19 protein-coding genes and 4 tRNA genes are annotated in these 21,152 nt (G+C 39.9%); 17 read left to right on the plus strand and 6 right to left on the minus strand.

The window, feature by feature from the left end:
- Positions 1-47: 47 nt before the first annotated feature.
- Both FF105_RS05180 and FF105_RS05185 read left to right on the plus strand, forming a co-directional pair.
- Positions 48-119 (plus strand) — tRNA-Glu (locus tag FF105_RS05180).
- Positions 120-297: 178 nt separating this feature from the next.
- Positions 298-585, plus strand: coding sequence for a bacteriocin immunity protein (locus FF105_RS05185; protein WP_290046390.1), 288 nt, complete (start codon positions 298-300; stop codon positions 583-585).
- A gap of 106 nt (positions 586-691) precedes the next feature.
- Here the strand turns inward: FF105_RS05185 and proC are convergent, their stop codons facing one another.
- The 3 genes from proC to FF105_RS05200 all read right to left on the minus strand — a co-directional run bounded on the left by proC (position 692) and on the right by FF105_RS05200 (position 3,170).
- Complete coding sequence (proC, locus tag FF105_RS05190; protein ID WP_010296072.1) at positions 692-1,459, minus strand: pyrroline-5-carboxylate reductase; 768 nt, start codon at positions 1,457-1,459, stop codon at positions 692-694.
- A 59-nt stretch (positions 1,460-1,518) separates the two neighbouring features.
- Positions 1,519-2,922: an MDR family MFS transporter gene (locus FF105_RS05195; protein WP_290046391.1), complete on the minus strand. Its 1,404-nt coding sequence runs from the start codon at positions 2,920-2,922 to the stop codon at positions 1,519-1,521.
- A 104-nt stretch (positions 2,923-3,026) separates the two neighbouring features.
- On the minus strand, positions 3,027-3,170 hold the full coding sequence (locus FF105_RS05200) for a hypothetical protein (protein ID WP_004913936.1): 144 nt from the start codon (positions 3,168-3,170) through the stop codon (positions 3,027-3,029).
- A gap of 90 nt (positions 3,171-3,260) precedes the next feature.
- On the opposite strand from FF105_RS05200, the gene mutY reads away from it, so the two are divergent.
- The 5 genes from mutY to FF105_RS05225 all read left to right on the plus strand — a co-directional run bounded on the left by mutY (position 3,261) and on the right by FF105_RS05225 (position 7,444).
- A complete protein-coding gene (gene mutY, locus FF105_RS05205; protein ID WP_010290796.1) occupies positions 3,261-4,295 on the plus strand; it encodes an A/G-specific adenine glycosylase in 1,035 nt (344 codons plus the stop codon).
- Complete coding sequence (locus tag FF105_RS05210; RefSeq protein ID WP_010290798.1) at positions 4,273-5,376, plus strand: AI-2E family transporter; 1,104 nt, start codon at positions 4,273-4,275, stop codon at positions 5,374-5,376. Before mutY ends, FF105_RS05210 begins: the two co-directional genes overlap by 23 nt.
- Before the next feature lie 30 nt (positions 5,377-5,406).
- Complete coding sequence (locus tag FF105_RS05215) at positions 5,407-5,781, plus strand: DUF6508 domain-containing protein (protein ID WP_010290801.1); 375 nt, start codon at positions 5,407-5,409, stop codon at positions 5,779-5,781.
- A 204-nt stretch (positions 5,782-5,985) separates the two neighbouring features.
- Positions 5,986-6,765: a hypothetical protein gene (locus FF105_RS05220; RefSeq protein WP_010290803.1), complete on the plus strand. Its 780-nt coding sequence runs from the start codon at positions 5,986-5,988 to the stop codon at positions 6,763-6,765.
- A gap of 130 nt (positions 6,766-6,895) precedes the next feature.
- Positions 6,896-7,444, plus strand: a complete 549-nt coding sequence (locus tag FF105_RS05225; RefSeq protein WP_290046392.1) for a hypothetical protein — start codon at positions 6,896-6,898, stop codon at positions 7,442-7,444.
- 83 nt (positions 7,445-7,527) lie between these two features.
- Here the strand turns inward: FF105_RS05225 and FF105_RS05230 are convergent, their stop codons facing one another.
- Positions 7,528-7,878: a bacteriocin immunity protein gene (locus FF105_RS05230; protein ID WP_031941234.1), complete on the minus strand. Its 351-nt coding sequence runs from the start codon at positions 7,876-7,878 to the stop codon at positions 7,528-7,530.
- A 110-nt stretch (positions 7,879-7,988) separates the two neighbouring features.
- On the opposite strand from FF105_RS05230, the gene FF105_RS05235 reads away from it, so the two are divergent.
- Positions 7,989-8,070 (plus strand) — tRNA-Leu (locus FF105_RS05235).
- A gap of 74 nt (positions 8,071-8,144) precedes the next feature.
- Positions 8,145-8,217, plus strand: a tRNA-Thr gene (locus FF105_RS05240).
- Positions 8,218-8,694: 477 nt separating this feature from the next.
- Here the strand turns inward: FF105_RS05240 and FF105_RS05245 are convergent.
- Complete coding sequence (locus tag FF105_RS05245; RefSeq protein WP_290046393.1) at positions 8,695-11,190, minus strand: BspA family leucine-rich repeat surface protein; 2,496 nt, start codon at positions 11,188-11,190, stop codon at positions 8,695-8,697.
- Between the two features lie 355 nt (positions 11,191-11,545).
- Here FF105_RS05245 and FF105_RS05250 point away from each other — a divergent pair, with 355 nt between their 5' ends.
- From FF105_RS05250 to FF105_RS05275, 6 genes are all read left to right on the plus strand, one after another.
- Positions 11,546-12,586, plus strand: a complete 1,041-nt coding sequence (locus tag FF105_RS05250) for an ABC transporter ATP-binding protein (protein ID WP_290046394.1) — start codon at positions 11,546-11,548, stop codon at positions 12,584-12,586.
- A complete protein-coding gene (locus FF105_RS05255) occupies positions 12,586-13,479 on the plus strand; it encodes a carbohydrate ABC transporter permease (RefSeq protein WP_010290811.1) in 894 nt (297 codons plus the stop codon). Before FF105_RS05250 ends, FF105_RS05255 begins: the two co-directional genes overlap by 1 nt.
- A gap of 12 nt (positions 13,480-13,491) precedes the next feature.
- Positions 13,492-14,313 (plus strand): carbohydrate ABC transporter permease, encoded by an 822-nt coding sequence (locus FF105_RS05260; protein ID WP_010290812.1) that lies wholly within the window; start codon positions 13,492-13,494, stop codon positions 14,311-14,313.
- 113 nt (positions 14,314-14,426) lie between these two features.
- Positions 14,427-15,716: an ABC transporter substrate-binding protein gene (locus FF105_RS05265; protein WP_290046395.1), complete on the plus strand. Its 1,290-nt coding sequence runs from the start codon at positions 14,427-14,429 to the stop codon at positions 15,714-15,716.
- Positions 15,716-16,909 (plus strand): MBL fold metallo-hydrolase, encoded by a 1,194-nt coding sequence (locus tag FF105_RS05270; protein ID WP_010290816.1) that lies wholly within the window; start codon positions 15,716-15,718, stop codon positions 16,907-16,909. Before FF105_RS05265 ends, FF105_RS05270 begins: the two co-directional genes overlap by 1 nt.
- A gap of 46 nt (positions 16,910-16,955) precedes the next feature.
- A tRNA-Pro gene (locus FF105_RS05275) sits at positions 16,956-17,029 on the plus strand.
- Between the two features lie 54 nt (positions 17,030-17,083).
- On the opposite strand, the gene hflX is transcribed toward FF105_RS05275, so the two are convergent.
- On the minus strand, positions 17,084-18,364 hold the full coding sequence (gene hflX, locus FF105_RS05280; RefSeq protein WP_010290817.1) for a GTPase HflX: 1,281 nt from the start codon (positions 18,362-18,364) through the stop codon (positions 17,084-17,086).
- 273 nt (positions 18,365-18,637) lie between these two features.
- Between hflX and trpS the strand changes: the two genes are divergently transcribed.
- Positions 18,638-19,654, plus strand: a complete 1,017-nt coding sequence (gene trpS, locus FF105_RS05285; RefSeq protein WP_010290818.1) for a tryptophan--tRNA ligase — start codon at positions 18,638-18,640, stop codon at positions 19,652-19,654.
- Positions 19,655-19,792: 138 nt separating this feature from the next.
- Positions 19,793-21,121, plus strand: a complete 1,329-nt coding sequence (locus FF105_RS05290; RefSeq protein WP_010290819.1) for an APC family permease — start codon at positions 19,793-19,795, stop codon at positions 21,119-21,121.
- The last annotated feature ends 31 nt before the right edge of the window (positions 21,122-21,152 follow it).

The raw sequence follows: 21,152 nt of genomic DNA on the forward strand, positions 1-21,152 counted from the left end.
GGTATACTAATATAGTTGTTTAGCGAGAGCGAACAACAACTGACCATGGCTCGTTGGTCAAGTGGCTAAGACGCTGCCCTTTCACGGCGGAATCGAGAGTTCGATTCTCTCACGAGCTACTAAAAGTCGCAACTTCGGTTGCGGCTTTTTGTGTGCTGTTAAATATGATATACATTTTTCTTTTTTTAATAATCTGTCACTGATAAAAAGTAGTATGATATAAATAATCATTGTTAATTAAAACGATAAGAATAGCGTATCGTGCTGTTCATTGAGCAAAATGGGAGGCGTATCGTGATGACATGGCAGATACCAGATAAAAATTGGTTGCTAGAAAATTTGGTTGATTTAATTTTAGATGAAACCACTACAAGTAATGAACGCGACATATTTGTTAGCAATAAAACCCAACTAGAAAAAAGCCAAAATGATCGCGCTGTGGCTGCGTCGCTCAAAGATAGTTTATCTTTACTTGCAGTTGAGCGACAGTTGACATCTGCATCGACAAAGTTTCTTGTAGAATTATCTCAGCGCTATATTGGCGCAAATGATATGGGCGGTCGTGATGTTTTGTTCAGTATTTGATTTAATAATTTTGCTGAGATAGCAGCTTATTAGTCGCAACGTTGGTTGCGGCTTTTTTATTTGTATTGCCCACTAAAAAAGCACTTCAAGATTGAAGTGCTAATGATTAGGCGTGTTTATGATTGACGGTCGCTAAAATCGCTTTGGCGACAACATCATCAAATTGGTTAGCTTCAAAATTATCTAGGCCAGCGCGGGTTGAGCCACCGGGTGATGCAACGCTGTTCATGAGTGTGACGGCGTCGCTGTCCGACTGATTTAGGGTGCTGGCAGAGCCTAAAACAGTTTGTGTTGCAATACTTGCGGCTTGCGTTTCTTCCAAGCCATTCGCGACACCTGCTTTAGTCAATGCGTCAATGAACTTGAAGACATAGGCAGGACCAGAACCAGCAATGGCAGAAAATATAGCGAATTGCTCTTCCTCGAGTGTGACACTGTTGCCCAACAACTGCCAAAAATGAGTGACGATTTTATTTTGTGCTGCGTCTATGTTATCGGCAAAAGCTAACGCGGTATTACCTTGCCCGATAGCTGAGTTGATGTTGGGTAAAGCGCGAACATTGAACGCATTTGGAATAGCTTGATTTAGGTCAGCAATGGTGATTTGTGCTAACACAGAGACGACGATTTTATTAGTGAAATTAAGCGTTGCGCCAATTTCTGTTAATTGATTAGGCAAAAATGCTAAAACGACGATGTCACTATGGTCAATAACTGTTTGTGAATCGGCAGCATTGATGTGAAGTTCCTCTGCCAACGACTTGGCACGGTGTGGTGAAGACACGTAAATATCTGCTGGATCAACATTTGCGTGCAGTAGACCTTTCATCATTGCGGTCGCCATGTTGCCGGCACCAATAAACCCGTAAGTCATAACAATACCTCCAATTAATTAAGTTATCTCTATTATAACTGAAATAGTTTAGATACTCGCTACTTTTTTGCAATAGCTGTTTTGGGTTTCAGTAAACGAGTCATCGCTGCTGCAACGAGCATTAACAACGCAGCAGTTAAAAAGGTAATGTGGACGCCATGCAAATTGACTAGTGAACTGCTAGCATGTTGGTGGTGTAGCTGATAATTGGCGGCGCTTTTTGTCATAATTGTTACTAATGCGGCCGTACCAAACGAGGCAGCTAGCTGACGAATGGTTGTAAACATGGCCGAACCATCAGGGATGATAGTAAGTGGTAAGGCGTTAAATGCTTCAGTTTGGATCGGCATCAAAACCAAAACTAAGCCTAATTGACGTACAAATTGTCCAATCACAGCAAACCAAAGTGGTGTTGTTAGTGTCAATGAAGCGAGAATAAAAGTACCAATAGCAGTAATTAAGATTCCGGTGAGGGTGAGATATTTGGCACCATAACGATCATATAAGCGACCACTCCATGGTGACAAAAATGCTGTAACCAAAGCCCCAGGGAATAAAACCAAACCAGAAATAAAGGCAGAAGCACCACGGACATTTTGCATATAAAGTGGTAACATTAACGCACCACCGTACATAGCCATCATCAAAACGATGTTAATCAAAACAGCAACATTGAACTCTCGATTAGAAAAAACGCTCATGTTAAGCAATGGCGTTGACGTATGTAATTGATGAAGAACGAACAATGTTGTGACAACTAAACCAATTACGATAAATCCCCAAACGGTAAAGTCATGCCAGGGTGTACCACCAGCGTTGGAAAACCCATAAAGTAGTGCGCCTAAACCGATACTTGATAGAATGACACCAAGTACATCAAACTTTAATTGTTTTGGTGTGCCAATGTTGTTTAGAAGAAAATAAGCCAGAATAAAATTGGCGATAATGAGCGGAGCAACAATGTAAAATAGAAAGCGCCAATTCAGGTTGGTTACAATAAATCCAGACAGACTTGGGCCCAAGGCTGGTGCGAAGTTTAGCGCCAACCCAATAGTTCCCATTGCCGATCCACGACGATCAGGGGCAAATAAATTCATAACCACGACATTCATTAGCGGACCAAAAACACCGGCTCCCATTGCTTGAATCATACGACCCGTGATCAAAATTTCAAAATTAGGTGCAAAGCCAGCAGTGATCGTGCCAACAGCAAATAACCCAACCGCTGTCAGATAAAGTGTACGCGTTGTTAGGCGCTGAATGAGGAAGGCAGTTAAAGGAACCATAATGCCGTTGACTAGCATATAACCATTGGTTAACCACTGTCCTAATGCGGTTGAAATGTGAAATTCACGCATAATATCTGGTAGCGCAACGTTCATCAGTGTTTGATTTAAGAAACCCAGGAAAGTGCCAATCACCAAAATGATTAAAATTGTGCGATTCTTTTGAGATATATTCAAGTAATAACGTCCTTTCTTTTGGAAGTTTTAGTGATAGAAGAGCTACTGTTAAAAAAACAAACAAAAAACCAGTACACATACTGGTTTTGTTTTTTAAGTCAAACTTACTTTGTCGTAGGTAATTCTTCTGACTTACCTTTGGCCCATTGTTGCAACTTTGCAATAGCAGCTTGGCGTTGCTTCTTCGCAGCGCTGTGACTAACTTTGCGGGCACGGGCGAATGAGTTAAGAGGCTTCTTTAATGCCATGATAGTGCTCCTTTTTTTATCCAATGTTTTCCATACAAATAACTATTATACTTTAAAAAAATAGCAATTACAAGTGCTACAATAGATATTATGGAAAAATGGTCTGAACAAACAATTGAATCTTTTCGGGATACATTACTTCGTTGGTATGATGACGAGGGGCGTAAAACCTTACCTTGGCGGCAAAATCACGATCCTTACCGCGTAATGGTCTCAGAAATAATGTTACAGCAAACGCAAGTTGCCACAGTTATTCCTTATTTTGAACGATTTATGCAACAGTTACCGACAGTGAGCGCCCTAGCACAGGCACCTGAGGAAGTTGTGTTAAAATTGTGGGAAGGACTTGGCTATTATTCGCGTGCGCGTAATTTGCAAAAAGCAGCGCAATATGTTGTTCGGGAATATAATGGTGAGTGGCCAACGACCAGCAAAGATTTACAGACTTTGCCGGGTGTGGGACCCTACACAGCTGCTGCGATTGCTTCAATCAGTTTTGGCGAAGTGGTACCAGCGGTTGATGGTAATCAATATCGTGTGTTTAGTCGTTTATTAAAGATTGATGCAGACATTGCACAGTCTAAGTCACGCCAAATATTTTATGATGCCATTTTGCCAATTGTTGATTCTAAACGGCCGGGTGACTTTAATCAGGCAATTATGGACTTAGGTGCTAGTTATATGTCCGCTAAAAACCCTGATACGCAACATTCACCAGTAAAATCTTTTAATGCTGCCTATCGTGATGGTGTTGAAAGTCATTATCCGGTTAAAACACCCAAGCCGAAACCAGTCAAGCAATTGTTTATGGCTCATGTTTATGAGAAAAACGGTGACTTACTTTTAGAACAGAGACCAGAAACAGGATTGTTAGCTAATTTTTGGACGTTTCCACTAACACCAATTAATAGTGTGGAAGATATTCAAGGCAACATGCTTAATATTAAGCCCGTGGTTCATATTTTCACACATCGCCGTTGGGAAATTTGGTTGGTCAAATCGACACCAATTACACCGGATTCACGGCAACAATACTTTAGTCAAGAAGAATTGGCAGCCTTAAGTCTGCCAAAATTACAATATAAATTGTTGGAGAAATTACATGTTTCCGAATCTGAAATATAAAAATTTGTTTTTTTGGACAATAGAATTATTAGCACTGTCGGCACTAATTTGGATTGTGTCACGGTTTGATTTTTTGATGCAGCCAATATCAGTTTTCATTTCAACGGTATTCGTACCGTTAATTGTGGCCGGTTTTTTGTACTATGTCTTGAAACCTATCTTGACCTTACTTGAAAAAATCACCATTAAAAATCACAAAATGCCACATCAACTGGCCGTGATTATAACGTTTGTGCTGTTTTTAACGGTGATTGTTGGGGCTTTAATATTGCTGGTGCCAACCTTGGTTCGTGAAATGACCAATTTGATCAATGCTTTGCCGGGATTTGCAAAGACGGTTCAAACGTATGTCAATGATACATTGCAAAGTAAATGGTTTAACAGTTTGCATTTGTCGATTGATGTTGATGAGGTGAAAAGTGCCGTTGGTAAATATGCGGCGTCATTTTTGACTATTACGGCTGGGACGCTAGGCAATGTGATTTCAACAATCACGTCAGTGACCATTAACTTAGTGACAATACCGGTTGTTTTATTCTATATGTTAAGTGATGGTAACCGTCTCTTGCCAGCTTTACAACGTCTTTTTCCTGATCGCTTTGCTGATAATGTCGCAGATTTGACGAATAAGATGGATCACACGATTGAAAAGTATATTTCTGGTCAAGCGATTGAAATGCTGTTTGTCGGGGTGGCGATGGCGATTGGCTACCTAATCATCGGTCAACCTTATGCTTGGCTTTTAGGCGTCATCGCCGGTATTACTAATATTGTCCCTTATGTAGGCCCTTGGATTGGTGTCATTCCTTCCTTAATAGTGGCAGGAACGCAATCTTGGAAGCAAATGATTTTGGTATTAGTTGTTATGACAGTTGTTCAGCAATTGGATGGCAACTTTATTTATCCAAATGTGATTGGTAAATCATTACAGATTCATCCGCTGACAATTATGATTTTACTGATGGTAGCGGGTAACTTGAAAGGTATCGTTGGTATGATTTTGGTAGTGCCAGTCTATGCTGTGGTTAGAACTGTTATCAAATTTGGAACACAAATGCGTGAACTTACTAAAGATAAGTGATACAATGATACCACGGAAAGAGGTATCGCAATGCAAGCATTTGATTTTGACAAAAATATTAGTATTTTACGGCAGGCAAAAGGGCAGGCTATTCCATGGCATGAGACGACATATCCGTCTTATACAGCCGATATTTTGACGTTAGCGCAGAGTTATTTTAAGTCTGATGAATATGATAGAAATTTTGATCGTACGCTACGCCAGCACCAATTTCATGAAGGTTTGGCAGAAGAAGATGTGGCACAACTGGCGAATACTTCTCAGGATTATAGCTTGATCAGAGCGATTGTATCAGCGATTATTCGTGGTGAAAAGTACACGCCGGGGATGTGGCAAGCGTTGGTGCAAAATGGAATTTTACTTGATTTGTTAGTAAGAGAACGTGACTTAAAACAAAAAGCATAATAATTGCGACTAAAATAGGGTGATTAAAGGGTTCGATACAGAAAATAGTGTATCGAACCTTTTTTGTTGATTTTGAAATAATTTATTTTGAATTTAGTGTGAACTATATGTGATTCTTTGTGAATATTTGTGTATTATATGTGAAAAATGTTATCTTTATGATTATAGTATGAATTAAGTTAATACAAAAGGAGTATTTTAGTCATGAAAAAGCATAAGAAGGTTAAATTTTCTGTTTTTGCAGGAGTGGTTATAGTATTAATGGGCTTTTCAAGTACATCATTTATTAAAGCTGATGATACATTGACTGTAAAAAATAATGGCACGGTTGGGGAAGAGATTCTCAGGGAACGGGGCGTACAGACATATTTAAATAGTCTAAAAAGCCAAGAGGCGTTGGGACTACAAAAAGTTAAAAAAGTCGATGGAAGTGTTGTAATTGAAGGCAAGGAAGAGGCGAAACAGGACTTGACCGATGATGTTGGTGGTGCTAGTAGTGCTGCTGTTATGCCACTCGCCGATAGTCAGATAAAGGGTACGTTAGCGTGGAGTTATCAAAATTCAGTGAGGGCCTTTAATTATTTAAGTAATAATACCGCCTCTACTGTTTCCTTTAGTTTAGGAAGTGGTCTTTCGGTTTCTTTAACTCCAGCGCAGAATACTGTTGTCAGAGCGTATTTTGATTGGGTCACAGATAACGGTTTTGGATTACAAATAAGTAATGGTTGTTTTATCAACCCAACATCTGGTTCAACAAGTTGGTGGTGTAATGATTCGTATCCTAACCGAACATCTGCGGTCCACATTGCTTCAGCTCCAGATGTGTGGGATACTGCGAATAGTGGTAACAAGGGAAAAGTTACTGTAAAAAATTGGTCTGAGTTGGGAGCAATCCCCACAGCTTTTTATGGTGGTTGGTCTTGTGATTATGCAGGAGTAGCAAGAGGTGCTGCTTGGGCAGGCGTTGGTCAGGGACACAAATAGGCGCTAAACATAATTAGCAATAGTTTATACTTGGTTGGAGAAATGACATGTATAAAAAAATATACTAATCCGCGTTGGTACTGTTAGTTTAAGTGTGTTTATCGCACTCATAATAACAAACTTTCAATCTGTGAAAGCCAACATTACTCATCATAATGAAATTGTTCACTTAGCTACTAAAAGTGCTGTTACTAGACAGAGTGACTTTCCAAAAGCAGATGTTAAGTATAAAAATACTTTAGCATGGAGCTATCACAATAGTGTGGCGGCGTATAAATTCTTAAACAGTGTGTTAGATCGAGATGTTAAATTAACCGCCAGAAATGGTATTACGACACAATATAGTCATAATAATACGACGCTAAAAGCGTTATTTAAGTATGCAATTACTAACGGTTTTGGGTTACAAATCAGTGTTGCCGGGTTTGAAAATATCAATCGATTGAAAACCAATTTTTGGTGTAATGACTCATTTCCTAATCGGCAAAGAGCTGTTAATCAAAAAATTGCGCCAGATGTATGGCACTATGCTACTAAAAAAAATAGTGGGAAGAAAACAGTTAAATATTGGTCGGAATTAGGGAATATAACCTCTGCATTTTATGGTGGTTGGTCTTGTGATTACGCCAATGTAGCCAAGGGCGCTGCTTGGTTAGGTATTGGCAAGGGTTATAAGTAGTTATTGCGATTAAAAGGTTCGATACAGAGAATAGTGTATCGAACCTTTTTTGTTGATGAATGATTAGAGCTGCTAATTCCAATCTATTTATTTGCGTCGGTATAACTATAGAATTGTGATTTATCAGAAAAATCAGCCATATATTGACCATTCAGACCAGCTTGTTGACCAATCACGCCTAAATCAATAATCAATTTTTCGTCAGCTTTTGAAAAATGAAGCTTTTCAGACGAGGCTGTGATACGAATATAATTAACCATTCTGTTCACTAAGGCTTCAGGGTTTTTACTGGTGTCTATTTGTTTGTTAACTTGTAGTAAAACATCAGTGATATCACGAATCCCTGGGGCAATAAGCTTAGATTGTAGCGATAAGTATAATAATTCAATATTGTGTTTTGCTTCGAATACTGTTGCAACGTTTCTTTTTGTCATTTGTTGTGTCACCTCGCTAACTCCATGTTACGCCTATTTGCGATCAAAGGTAAATAAATGCTTGACGTACAATCATTTTTCCAGTAAAATTAAAGGGTTGTGTTAGACATGCGGGTGTGGCGGAACTGGCAGACGCGCTGGATTTAGGTTCCAGTGGAGAAATCCGTGCAGGTTCGATTCCTGTCACCCGTATAATATGGTCGCCGCCATATTATTATATTGAGGTATCTGGTATTATTTGATATAATACTTGAGTACTTTGATCTGCCGACCTAGCTCAGTTGATAGAGCACCTCACTAGTAATGAGGGGGTCGCCGGTTTGAGCCCGGCGGTCGGCATAATTTATGAAAGCTTTGAATGATTATTCATTCAAAGCTTTTTTATTTTCTCATGGATAGAAATCGCAATGGAGAAAATATTTTTTGAACCAACTGCGTGTATTGTGCACTGATTCATAAATTTTTAGTTTCAAAAGCGTTTGAGAATTATAGCGTGGTTGCTTCTATGCAGAGCTTATGTGATTTCGCGAAAATCAAGAGTCGTACTCACCTATAAATCCTTAATCAGATTCGAATGGCATCACTTTGATTTGTCTTGGATATTTGAGCCAACTTGGAAGCAATGTGCAATGAGACTCAAAGTATTGATAAAACATGTTGCAACAGTAAGTAGAAACTTATGATAATCAAAATAGGCTGACCCACAAAGTGGTTAGCCTATTTGTGTATTAAAATGGTGTTGCAACATTCTCTAAAATAAGTCGTGTCCTTCACTTGACAACTTTTAGAAAAATAATTGAAAATCTACTGTTTTTTTTACTGGGGTGTTTCACTTAACGTCCAAGTGAGTTCAGATGCTAATTGTTTCCCCAATAGTTTTGTATCAATCACCGTGTTAGGATTTAACCAAATGCTAAATGAGTTGCTGGTGTTATGATTGAACATAATATTGTTTTGACTACTGGCGGAAGTCCCAGTCCAAAAGTCAACACTACTTTCTAAACTAGATTGACCATATTGAATGCTCAAATCATTCTTTGAAATTTTTGCGGATTGACCAGATGTGTTCCAATCACTTGTTTGCGCTACGGACACTTTGTACGATTTGCTGGCATCCAAGTTGATAAGACTAACTGCGCCAGTTGACATATTACTTGCCAATGGCTTGTTACCATTACGGAAAGCACCAGCGCCAAGTGTGTCAAAGGTAAGGTTAGCAACGCCATCAAAAGTAGGCGCTTGCGCCCAAACGTAGGTGATTGTTTCAGATCGGTCAGCGTACATTTGGTCGGTTGTTACCATGTTTCCTGCTGGATTATGATCAGTGCCGTTACCAACAATTTGCCAAGACGCGGCTGTAGTTTTATAATTTTGTCCGTTATCGCTAATTGTTGTGCCAATAGCCGGAGCTGACCAGAACATAGGACTACCGGTAAACTTCATATTTGCACTGAGGGTGATTTTCCAGAGGCTGGTAGTCTTGCCAAACATCGCGGTCACATCAGCACCGGAAGTATACCACCCTGATAAGTCCAATGTCTTCAGTTTAGACGCATTATAGAACATGTTAAAAAATTTGGTCCCTTTTGAAACATCCCAGTGGCTTAAATCTAATTCAGCTAAGCCAGTTCCTACAAACATACGAGCCATATTCGTGACATTGGTGGTTTTAAAATCTGTCAAGTTTAAGGTAGTTAGCGCACTGGCATTAAAGAACATATAGCGCATAATAATTGTATCAGCCGTGCGGCCAACACCCCAATTAGATAAATTCAAGGTCGTTAGGTTCTTTGCCTCCGCGAACATGTTATCAAATGTTGTTACTTGATTAACATTCCAATCGCTTAAGTCCAAATGAGTGATACCGGTTCCGCGAAACATATAAGCCATAGTCGTGACATTGGTGGTTTTAAAATTTGTCAGTTTTAAAGTAGTTAGCGCACTTGTATTAGAGAACATATAAGTCATATTAACAGAATCAGCGGTGCGGGCAACACCCCAATTAGATAGATCTAAGGTTGTTAGGTGTTTTGCCTCAGCAAACATGCAATTAAATGTTGTCACTTGATCAACATTCCAATTGCTTAAGTCCAAATTAGTGATACCACTACCGTAAAACATATAAGACATGCCTGTGACATTTTTTGTCTTAAAATTCATCAAGTTTAAGTTGGTCAAGGCGGACGTGTTATAAAACATATAATTCATATAAATTGAATCAGCTATACGGGCAATGCCCCAATCAGATAAATTCAAGTTGGCCAAGGCAGCTGAGCTATAAAACATGTATTGAAATTCTTTCACTTTTGTGACGTCCCAGGTACTGAGATTAAGACTGATTAATCCCGTATTACGAAACATAGAAGACATATTCGTGACATTTTTTGTCTTAAAATTCGTCAAGTCTAAGTTGGTCAAGGCAGACGCGTTAGAAAACATTGCACCCATATTAACGGAGTCAACTGTACGATCAGCCCCCCAAGTGGATAGATTTAAAGTCGTTAACTTATCTGCCCAGAAAAACATGTCCTGAAATGTTGTCACTTGATTGACATTCCAATTACTTAGGTCCAAATTAGTAACACCACTATCATGAAACATTTCAGTCATATAAAGTACATTACTGGTATTTAATGAGCTCAAGTCAGGATTGGTAAGCCCTTTAGTATTAGTAAACCAATATGACATTGACGTCGCATTGGTCGTATCAAAATTTTGTAAATCAATAAAATCAGTGAGTTGATCTAGGTTATCAAATAAATGGGGGACGCTTGGGTCTACTGTGACCTTACCCTCATCACCATTAAATTGAATTTTTTTAACTTGTGAGGCAGTTAAGCTATTTTCTGCTAGATTTGTATCAATTCTCTGCGATAATTGCCCCGCTGAAAAAACTAACAAACCAGTATCTGAATCAAATGTCCAAGTACTGCTGCCATTAGTGTTCGTTGTTATTGATCGAGGTGCCTTACCAGACGTAGGCGGCTTGTTGTCTGTTGTTGGCAGTGCTGGTTGTTCAGCTGGTGGGTCTGTTTCATTAGGCTGTTCAGGTTCTGTTACTTCGGGGGTTTCGAGAGTGTCGGGCTTATTAGGTTCCGCCGCCGCTGGCTGACCATCACCCGTATCGCCAGTAGCAATCCGTTGGGTTAATTCCTGTAGGTCAGAACGACCGTCATTTTTTAGACGTAGCTTTTTATCCGTTTTAACGTCATCGGTGGTCGTCAATTCTGCAGCCGTTACGGTTTGTGCAGGGCCGGCGAGCGTTAATACTGCAATTAATATTGGTAAGTAGCCTGCTTGTTTTCGTCTCATAATTTTACTCCAAAGTACCCTTTTGCTCCATTCTACTAGGGGGGAAGAAGACTAGACGAATTATTGGTGAACAAAGTGTGAACTGCACAAAATTATGACTCTTATCAAGCGAGTAATTTGAATTGAAATACTATTTTTTTGTGTAATCAAACTTGACATAGTTAATTACAGGATTGTGTATATTCAGTTAATATTATAATGATGATGAAATCTTTATCTGATATTTACATAATCATGACAGAACTCTGCTATATTTGAACCATAGACAAAAATTGTCCTTATCCACATATCATTTGCACAGGACAGATGATTTCATCTATACTAACTTTATAACAAAAAAGAAGAGAGAAACACAGTGGAAGTTAAATTTAATCACGTGACTTTGACCTATCCAAAAGGCGTCGAAGTCTTACATGACATGGATTTTGATATCACCGACGGACAACTCGTTGCACTCTTAGGACCCTCAGGTGGTGGTAAATCTACCACGCTGAATTTGATCTCGGGTCTATTATCAGCAACTAGTGGCAATATATACTTTGGTGACAAAGATGTTACAAAGCAAGATGCGTTGGGACGTGGTGTTGGGATGGTTTTCCAAAACTATGCCTTGTACCCTCATATGACCGTTTTAGATAACATTATTTTCCCAATGAAAATGGCTAAGGTGGATAAATCCACACGTAAACAGCGTGCTTTAGAATTAGCACAACTGGTTCGTGTCTCTGATCAAATTAACAAAAAACCAAGTGATTTGTCTGGTGGTCAGCAACAACGTGTTGCCATTGCCCGCGCGTTAGCAAAATCACCTAACATTTTGTTACTTGATGAGCCTCTCTCAAATCTTGATGCACGTCTCAGAGTTGAAATGCGCGAAGAAATTCGACGTATTCAAAAGGAAACAGGCGTCACAACAGTCTTTGTTACGCATGATCAGAGTGAAGCAATGCATGTTGCTGATAAAATTATGCTATTAAACGATGGTCGCATTCAACAATATGATGCACCACAATCACTATATGAAAATCCAAATAATCAATTTGTCGCTAACTTTATCGGAGAACCTGCGTTAAATGTGGTACCAGCAGACCAGTTTGATGACGAGGTGAGACAATTATTTGATGGTGACGTTGCCACAATTGGTATTCGTGCTGAAGCATTAACAAATGAGGTGAAAGCACCTGCCATCAAAATGCAAGCGGTTGTCCATGAAGTATTGTCATTTGGACGTGATCGGCAAGCGGCGATTTCAGTTGGATCACATCAACTAGTTGCAACAGAAGTCACAACGGCAGCACCTTTGGAACAAGAAACAACACTCTTTGCCGCACTTAGTGGCGTTTACGCCTTCGATCAAAGTGGTCAGCGATTGCCACTAAGGGGTGATCACGCATGATGAACAATCAAAAGCCTACTTGGAAACAGACATTAAAAGGGTGGCTTTATGTCTTGCCAATGCTAATCATTGTCGCGATTTTTAGTTTATACCCGATTGTCTCAAGTTTGGCGATGAGCTTTTATACGCAGTACAACTTTTTCACGAATCAAGTAATGGCGCTTGGTTTTGATAATTTTAAATATTTATGGGAAGATCCGCTGTTTCATTCTGCTGTGGCGAACACTTTAATTTTCGTTGTTGGTGTTGTCCCATTAGAAATTGTCATTTCGTTGACAGTGGCCGTACTTTTAAACCAGATCAAAGTGTTGGCTGGGTTCTTCCGTACCATCTATTTTCTACCATTTGTGACCAGTATTGTTGCAATATCAATGGTTTGGAAGTGGATTTATAATAAAGATGCGGGCTTATTGAATTATTTTTTGAGCTTTGTAGGTATCCATCCAATTGACTGGTTGAATGATCCAACATGGGCATTGCCAGCGTTGATTATTTTGGCTATTTGGAAGAGCTTGGGCTTCAATATTATGCTCTTCTTGGTTGCTCTCAATAATGTTGACAAACGACTGTATAGCGCGGCGACCTTAGATGGTGCCAACGCTTGGGAACGCTTTTTGCATGTTACAGTGCCAATGATTAGTCCGATGACGTTTTTGATTGCCGTTAATGCTGTGATTGGATCGTTTAAAGTCTTTGATGAAATATTCTCATTGTTTGGTGGACAGGCAGGACCTGGAAATGCTGCAATGACAGTTGTATTTTACTTATATCGTATGTTTTATGAGCAAAACAAATACGGTATCGCTGCGGCCGCAGGTGTCGTATTATTCTTTATGATTTTAATTGTGACATTATTGCAGACATGGTTTAGCAAAAAACATGTTCATTACTAAGAGGAGTTGACGATGAGAAAGACAATATCAAAAACAATCGTTTACTTACTGTTAGTGGTTGGTGCACTGACAATGTTATTGCCATTCTTCTGGATGGTATCAACATCATTTAAAACTGGTTTTGAAGCATTGCAAACACCACCAACTTGGTTGCCAAAAAAGTTGCAAATCACTAATTGGATTTCAGCATGGAAAGCAGCACCTTTTGCAACGTATCTTCTGAATTCAGTGGTTGTATCATTTGTGACCACGATAGGACAGATTATCACAGCCATCATGGCAGCGTTTGCGTTTGCTAAAATGAATTTTTTTGGTAAGAAGACGCTTTTCACTATTTTGTTAGCAACAATGATGGTACCGGGTGAAATGTTGATTATCCCAAACTTTGTGACACTATCACAAATGCATCTGGTGAATACTTATGGCGCTTTGATTATTCCATGGTTAGCTAGTTTCTTTGCGGTATTCACTTTGCGCCAGTCTTTTGCTAGTGTACCAGACCAGCTTTACTACGCCGCCAAGCTTGATGGGGCTTCTGATTGGAAGTTTCTGTGGCAAATTTTGGTACCAAATGCTAAGTCGTCCATTACGGCAATTGGCTTGTTACAAATTATTGGCTCATGGAACTCATTTATGTGGCCATTAATTGTCACAAACACAGACAAGATGCGTACCTTGCCTGTTGGATTGCAAGCGTTCAGTTCAGATTCGGGTGTCAATTATCCGGAATTGATGGCGGCATCTACGTTTGTGATTCTACCTATGGTTATCTTGTACTTATTCTTGAATAAATATGTTGTTGCTGGTATTTCTGGTGGTGGCATTAAGGGTTAAGCTACTGTCCACGTTTTGTGGGCGGTAAAGAGATGTGATGAGACATGGTATCTCTTTACTGCTTATAAAAAGCAGCTAAATTTTTTTGGGAACACGAAAGGAAACATGTACACATGAGTACTGGGAAGAAAGTTGCAGCTTTGGCTGCTATCACGATTATGGCAAGTTCATCTTTTGCAGGTTTGTCGGCTGTGCACACAGAGACAGTGAGTGCAGCAACTAAACCAGTTAAAGTCACATTTTGGCACGCCATGGCTGGCCCATACAAAGACGCTTTGCAAAAGCGTATTGACGCCTTCAACAAATCACAAAGTAAGTATAAGGTTGTCGCAACTGCGCAAGGTGACTATACGACTTTGAACCAAAGAATCATGGCTGGTGCGAAGTCAAAAACTTTGCCGGTTATGGCACAAGCAACTTACACACAAGTGCCTGATTACGTCAAAGACGGTATTGTAACGTCACTTCAATCACAGGTTGATGGTAAGAATGGCTTGTCAAAGAAGCAATTAAACAATATTTATTCTGGTTTCTTGCAACAATCTAAGTATAAGGGCGAATTCTACTCAACACCTTTCTCAGCCTCTGTACGAGAAATGTTCTATAATAAAACGCTTCTGAAAAAATACAATTTATCAGTACCAAAAACCTGGGATGATATTGCAAAGATGTCTGACGTTTTGAAGAAAGATGGCATTGCAACAGTAGGATTCGATAAGTCATTTGACATGGAATGGGATTCAATGGTCCGTTCAGCTGGTGTATCATTGGTAACTAGCAAAGACAAAGTTAATGTTGACTCAAAGAAGGCTGTGACTGCTGCTAAGTTGATTACTGATATGGTCGCTGATGGCACTGCTAAAACGGCTGGTTCTGATATCTACGGCACAACAAACTTTGTCAATGGTAAGACAGCTTTGACTTTCTCATCATCTGCAGGAATTACAGCAACGCAGGCAGCTGCAGCTAAAGACTTTGATTGGGGTACTGCACCATTACCATCTTACAAAGGCAAATCAGCAACTGTTTTGGCTGGTAATAGCTTAGTAGTTACGGCAACAGCCACTAAGAGGCAACAAGCAGGCGCTTGGGCATTCATGAAATATTTGATGTCTGATAAGCAAACTGAAAAGTGGGCAGAAGCAACAGGTTACTTGCCAATTACTAAGAAAGCAACGAAGTCATCTGCTTATAAAGCATATCTAAAGAAGAACCCATTAGCTAAAGCAGCGTCAGACTCATTGCCAGGTGCCTTCTCAGACACTGCATTCTTGGGTTACCAAGATTACCGTACGAACTTGCTGAATGCTGTTGATTCAATGTTGACGAAGAAAACACCTGCTGCAGACGCTTTGAAAACATTATCTGACCAAACAAAGAAGACTTTGAAAGAGAATAAATAATGAGTACGCAAGTACAATTTTTAAATGGACTGAATACAATTGGTGGCAATGTGGTCTCGTTCACACAGGGAAACACCCGACTTGTAATGGACTTTGGCGTTAATTTTGCCCCGGCTGAAACGCCGACTGGTGATTTATTAGCAGACGGAACATTACCAGCACTACCTGATTTATTCACTGATGTTGACAGTGATATGGCGACAACAATTTTTGTTTCTCATTTACATCTGGATCATATGGGCGCGTTGAAGTATTTAACCAAGCCAACCGATGTTTACATGAGTCAAGCTTCGGCTGATTTATATCAGGTCTTGACTGAATTAGGGACAGAATCTGCGCCTAATGCGACTATTAAAGTGATCCCATTTGAGACGCCAATGATGTTTGGTGATTTTGAAGTTACATTTTTCGAAACTGACCATGATGCACGTGGCGCTGCTGCAATTCGTGTCCGTGACGGCGTACACACGTTTGTTCATAGTGGGGATGTGCGACTTGATGGTCCTCACCCCGAACGTGTCAATCATTGGGCAGATATCTTACGTGAAGCACACATTGATTTATTTTTGTTAGAAGGTACGGAATTTAGCTTTGATGCCGATGACGAAACGGAACATGTGCGCCATACTGAGATGTCAGTGCAACAAGATTTTGGACAAATTTTAGATGAACATCATCAATTAGTTGTCATTAATCCCTATGAACGTAACATTGATCGCTTAGAGGCTCTGCAAAATACAGCACGGCTGCATGGTCGTGAAATCCTTTGGGATAAGCAATTTGCAACAATCATGCGGGCCATGGGTGTTGCGGATGTTAAAGAAATTGATTGGGAAGCCGTTGTGGCAGATCCCAATCATTACGTTGTTCAAAATCACTTTAATCAATTACATGATTTAGATCAATTTGATGGTCAATTTGTATATCTACACATGAACGGTGAACCTTTAGGCGAGTATGATCCTCGCTTTGCCGAATTACAGGCATACTTAGATGCCAATCATGTCGAGCTCCAACGCTTGGGTGCAAGTGGTCACGCCAAGCCAGAAGATTTGGTGTCATTAGCACAACATGTCAATGCTCAAAAGACTGTTACTTGGCATTCGTTCAAGCCAGAAAAAGAAGCAGAAGCCTTGCGCAAAGTAGGTTTGAATGTCTATTTACCAACAAAAGGTGAAACGTTAGTGTATTAAAATTTGAATTGGCGCATTGATTGCGTTAAAATTATTCTCGTATCAACGGGATGTAGCTCAGCTTGGTAGAGCACCACGTTCGGGACGTGGGGGTCGTGAGTTCAAATCTCGTCATCCCGATGAGCGAGAAATATTAAAAGGGCAGCAAACCATAATTGGTTTGCTGCCCTTTTTTTAAACGATATAATCTTTGAAAGTCTCGCGTTCATTAGTGGAGAGTTCAACGGTTATGAGGGTGCCAGTATCGTCATAATCTTCCTGTAAAAATGTATGTTTTGCGGCGAGCTGAGCCTGAATATTACCTTTGTCAAAAGGTATGTGCAAGTTAACGACTGCGACGTCTTTGAACACATGTTGTTTGATAAGGTCAATTAATGCATCTTGGGAAGCAATATCTAATGCAGAAATGGTGATGGCATTTTCACCAGTTACTTCTGGAAAAACGAGCTCGGTACGGTCAGCTTTATTATAAACTGTGATGGTTGGGCGACCGCTAACACCAATTTCTTGTAATGTTTTGTTAGTGGTTGTCATCATGTCTTGATAGTGAGGGTCAGAGACATCAACGACGTGTAACAGTAGATCCGCACTGGCCGCTTCTTGCAATGTCGATTTAAAAGCAGCGACTAAGCTGTGAGGTAGCTTAGAGACAAAGCCAACGGTATCACTGAGCAAAAATTGTTTTTTATCTGGTAATGTCAATTGGCGCACGGTTGTGTTCAAAGTGGCAAAAAGCATATCTTTTTCAAAAACTTGTTTGCTATCATCGTTACTAGCACCAATACCAAAACGCGCTAACAGCCGGTTCATTAGTGTTGATTTACCGGCGTTAGTGTAGCCGACCAAGGCTACGTTTGGCAGATCATTATTTTGGCGTTGTGCTGATCGTGTTGTCTCGCCTTTCTCAAGGTCTGCTAATTCTTGACGAATATGAACCATTTGAGCTGTAATACGACGACGAGATTGTTCGAGTTTTGTTTCTCCAGCGCCTCGAGATGTAAAGCCACCACCACCAGCACCAGTTTGCTGATCCAGCGTGATTGACATACTTGTACGTAATCTTGGTAACTGATATTGCAAGCGCGCCAATTGAACTTGTAATTGGGCTACTTTTGTTTGTGCACGTTGCGCAAAAATATCTAAAATCAAACCAGTGCGATCCACCACAGTCGCGTTGGTCGCTTTTTCCAAATTACGGATTTGCGAGGGCGTCAACTCGTCGTTAGCAACGATCATGTCGACGTCATAAGTGGTTACTGCCGCGCTAATTTCCTCGACTTTGCCTTTACCAAAATAAGTTGCTGGATTAGGGCGTTCTAATTTTTGGGTAAAAGTCTCAACTGGGTCTAAGTTGTTTGCTCTTGCTAGGTTACCTAATTCTTCTAATTCATAAGTTAAATTTGCCTGACTCGTTGTCAAGCCAACTAAAAATACTTTTCGGGGTGTTTCTTGCATCAAAAAATGCCTCCAATCAAACTACGAGACTGGGGAATTTAACGTGTTGACGAAAATTGCAGACCAATCTCAAGAAAAGCGCACCAAAACAGTTGCCTGTTTGTTGTCACTACATCTTAAAATTCGCTCAACAAGTTCCCGTACCTCTTTTTCTTAATAGTGATAGTGTATAAGTTTTCAAACCCAATGTCAAACTGAAACGATATTTCTTGTCACGACGTGTACGTTTTCAAGTATAATGAAATAAGCTAATCAATTAAATCGAGGTTAAACATGGCAAAAGAAATTTATTTAACAGGTGATCGACCAACTGGCAAATTGCATATTGGACATTATATTGGTTCACTAAAAAATCGTGTGGTAATGCAAGATTCCGGTGAATTTGATCCATTTATTATGATTGCTGATACTCAAGCTTTTACAGACAACGCTCGTAATCCTGAAAAAATTCGCCGTTCGCTAACAGAAGTCGCATTGGATTATTTGGCAGTTGGTATTGATCCTGCTAAATCAACGATTTTTGTACAATCACAAATTACAGGGTTGCCAGAATTAACTGAATATTTTATGAATTTGGTCAGTGTGGCACGTCTGCAACGCAACCCGACTGTTAAATCAGAAATTCAACAAAAAGGTTTTGGAGAGGGTATTCCAGCGGGATTTTTGACTTATCCGGTGTCTCAAGCGGCCGATATTACAATTTTTAGAGCTACAAAAGTGCCAGTTGGTGACGATCAAGAACCCATGATTGAACAGACGCGCGAGCTAGTTCGTTCATTCAACAATGCTTATCAATCAGAAGTATTGGTTGAGCCTGTCGGTGTCTTTCCGCCCAAAGGGCAAGGACGTCTTCCGGGTATTGATGGTAATGCTAAAATGTCAAAATCACTGAACAACGGGATTTATATTAGTGATAATGCAGATACATTAGCTAAAAAAGTCAAGTCGATGTACACTGATCCATTGCATATCAATATTGATGACCCCGGTCATGTTGAAGGCAATGTCGTCTTTACTTACTTGGATATTTTTGATCCCGACAAGCAACGTGTACAGGCACTAAAAGAGCAATATACTGCTGGTGGTCTTGGTGACATGAAAATCAAAAAGCACTTGATTGAAGTGATGGAAGCTGAAATGGCACCCATTCGTCAACGACGTGAAACATTTGCCCAAGATATTCCAGCTGTGATGGCTATGTTAAAGGCTGGCTCTGATCATGCTAATGAAGTAGCAGAGTCAACAATGAAAGACGTACGCCATGCAATGGGTATTGATTATTTCGACTAAAAAAATCACTGCAATCTGAAAAGGTTGCTTTTTTAGTGCCAAAATATGTTTATGGACACAAAAAAGACACAAATTGTTAAAATGTGATAAAACAAAATAGTATATAATGGCAAGATAGATACAAAATCAGGGGACGATATGGACAATAAAGCACAACTCAACCGCGGCTTCGGCCTGACTGCCTCACTGGCGTTAGTGGTTGGCACAATCATTGGTTCAGGGATTTTTTTTAAACAAGGTAGTGTATTAGCGTCGGCAGGTAGTACGACATCTGCATTAATTGCATGGGCAGCTGGCGGTATTTTGACACTTGCTTCTGGTATGAGTGTTGCTGAAATTGGCTCCCAAATGGCTAAAACTGGTGGCTTATACATTTATATTGAAAAAATTTATGGCAAAGTTTGGGGCTATTTAGCTGGATGGATGCAAGTCATCTTTTATGGTCCGGCTATGATGGGATCAATTTCTGCTTATTTTGGGATACTATTTGTTGACTTGTTTCAATTACCCAAAATGTGGGCGATACCCTCAGCGATTATTGCATTGGCGTTTGTTGGCATAATCAACTCAATTCCTAATCGTTTCAGTGCTGGCTTTCAGATATTGACGACGACACTTAAAATGTTGCCGATTGTTGCGTTGATCATTTTTGGTATGTTTTTTGGACAACATGAAGCATTAGGACAGACAGTCACTGCGGTAGCACACACTAACAGTGGGGGATTTGGGGTTGCTATTTTAGCAACGCTATTTGCTTACGACGGCTGGGTAACTTTGGCAAATATTAGTGGTGAAATTAAAAATCCGCAAAAAGTTCTGCCAAAGGCAATCGTATTTGGGCTTATTATTGTTATTATTTCTTACGTGGGTGTCAGTTATGGGACATATAGAAGTTTAGATGCAGCGAACATCGTTGCGCTTGGTCAAAATACAACAATTCATATGGCAACCAGTGCCTTTGGTGTCGTTGGTGGTCGTTTGATGAGTGTGGCGGTTTTAATTTCATTACTAGGGACACTCAATGGTAAAATTGTTTCATTTCCACGTGTATTGTTTGCAATGGCGCGGGATGGCTTATTCCCGTTTGCAAAAACGTTTTCTAAGATTAACATGCGGACCAAAACACCTAATGCTGCGATTTGGTTTATGATTGTGCTGGGAGACTTGATGTTATTGTTGACTAATCCTGATCGACTCACTGACATTGCCATGTTCACGACTTTCTTGTTCTATATTTTGGCATTTGTCGGCGTTTTCATTTTGCGACGTAAAGATCCGACTGGCGTTAATAGAGCATTTTCAACACCGTTATATCCGTTTATCCCAATACTAGCAATTGCAGGTTCACTTTACGTGGAAATTTCAGAAATTTTGCATGATTTTTCTGGTGTTGTAATATCAATTGCCGTTGTCGCGATTGGATTGCCTGTTTATTTGGTCTTATCAAAACGACAAATTAAAAAGTAAGTTTTTCAGTTAAAAAGAAACCCCCGAAAAT

It is taken from the genome of Leuconostoc sp. UCMA20149 (assembly GCF_030400235.1).
GTDB lineage: Bacteria > Bacillota > Bacilli > Lactobacillales > Lactobacillaceae > Leuconostoc > Leuconostoc pseudomesenteroides.

Coding starts and splice junctions, on each gene's coding strand:
- FF105_RS05265 (WP_290046395.1), top strand. CDS start 14,427: ATGAGTACTGGGAAGAAAGTTGCAGCTTTGGCTGCTATCACGATTATG.
- FF105_RS05290 (WP_010290819.1), top strand. CDS start 19,793: ATGGACAATAAAGCACAACTCAACCGCGGCTTCGGCCTGACTGCCTCA.
- hflX (WP_010290817.1), bottom strand. CDS start 18,364: ATGCAAGAAACACCCCGAAAAGTATTTTTAGTTGGCTTGACAACGAGT.
- FF105_RS05270 (WP_010290816.1), top strand. CDS start 15,716: ATGAGTACGCAAGTACAATTTTTAAATGGACTGAATACAATTGGTGGC.
- FF105_RS05185 (WP_290046390.1), top strand. CDS start 298: ATGACATGGCAGATACCAGATAAAAATTGGTTGCTAGAAAATTTGGTT.
- trpS (WP_010290818.1), top strand. CDS start 18,638: ATGGCAAAAGAAATTTATTTAACAGGTGATCGACCAACTGGCAAATTG.
- FF105_RS05245 (WP_290046393.1), bottom strand. CDS start 11,190: ATGAGACGAAAACAAGCAGGCTACTTACCAATATTAATTGCAGTATTA.
- mutY (WP_010290796.1), top strand. CDS start 3,261: ATGGAAAAATGGTCTGAACAAACAATTGAATCTTTTCGGGATACATTA.
- FF105_RS05260 (WP_010290812.1), top strand. CDS start 13,492: ATGAGAAAGACAATATCAAAAACAATCGTTTACTTACTGTTAGTGGTT.
- FF105_RS05230 (WP_031941234.1), bottom strand. CDS start 7,878: ATGACAAAAAGAAACGTTGCAACAGTATTCGAAGCAAAACACAATATT.
- FF105_RS05220 (WP_010290803.1), top strand. CDS start 5,986: ATGAAAAAGCATAAGAAGGTTAAATTTTCTGTTTTTGCAGGAGTGGTT.
- FF105_RS05215 (WP_010290801.1), top strand. CDS start 5,407: ATGCAAGCATTTGATTTTGACAAAAATATTAGTATTTTACGGCAGGCA.
- FF105_RS05255 (WP_010290811.1), top strand. CDS start 12,586: ATGAACAATCAAAAGCCTACTTGGAAACAGACATTAAAAGGGTGGCTT.
- FF105_RS05210 (WP_010290798.1), top strand. CDS start 4,273: ATGTTTCCGAATCTGAAATATAAAAATTTGTTTTTTTGGACAATAGAA.
- FF105_RS05200 (WP_004913936.1), bottom strand. CDS start 3,170: ATGGCATTAAAGAAGCCTCTTAACTCATTCGCCCGTGCCCGCAAAGTT.
- proC (WP_010296072.1), bottom strand. CDS start 1,459: ATGACTTACGGGTTTATTGGTGCCGGCAACATGGCGACCGCAATGATG.